This is a genomic window from Psychrobacter sp. 1Y4 (assembly GCF_051847555.1).
This window is the reverse complement of record NZ_JBPYDE010000620.1, coordinates 1-675: the sequence shown is the minus strand read 5'-3', so window position 1 is coordinate 675 and position 675 is coordinate 1. Positions and strand designations below refer to the sequence as shown.

Genomic DNA, 675 nt, shown 5'->3' with positions numbered 1-675 from the left:
CCACATGGGGCGTTAAACTATGCATAATGCGGCGAATATCACTACTGACCGCTCGATAAACCTCGAAACGCGGTCTTACAAATATCACTTCTGGGCAACGTTTGCGTGCTTCATAGCATGACATCGCAGAGCGTACGCCAAATTGACGCACCTCATAACTGGCAGCAGCAACCACACCGCGACCATTAGGATCACCGCCAACCACCAATGGTTTACCACGTAATTCAGGAAAGTCACGCTGCTCCACACTGGCATAAAAAGCATCCATATCGATATGAATGATTTTACGAGGATTCGATTGATTAGAGTCTGTCATACTCAGTATTTTACCTGAATTAATGGCTTTTTCTATTATCAATTGTTAGAGACCAAAGTGGTTTTTCCATAAATTTTTGACTAAATAACGATAATATTTAATTATTGATATATATCAGTAATTAAATATAGTGTAAGATTATGTACAGTAAATAAAACAGCTTTATAACTCTTATGCTGACATTAGCGAACAGTTGTTTTCTATCAGCACCTTTTATTAAGAGGTTTGTCAAGTTATTTTATTTTAATAAACCGTCTGTCTTAATAGAGCTGCCACTCATCGTAAATTTGATGGACATCTATTACAGTTGGCAGATTAAAGTTTTAAACTATAAGTATTCACAGCAATAGGCACGGTAA

The 675-nt window shown here is 37.0% G+C and carries 1 protein-coding gene; it reads right to left on the bottom strand.

Annotation, left to right across the window (positions count from 1 at the left end; genetic code table 11):
* The coding region (locus ACS8FC_RS17940) for a Y-family DNA polymerase (RefSeq protein ID WP_459112981.1) at positions 1 to 316 on the bottom strand (316 nt) is incomplete at its 3' end.
* Between the last annotated feature and the right edge of the window lie 359 nt (positions 317 to 675).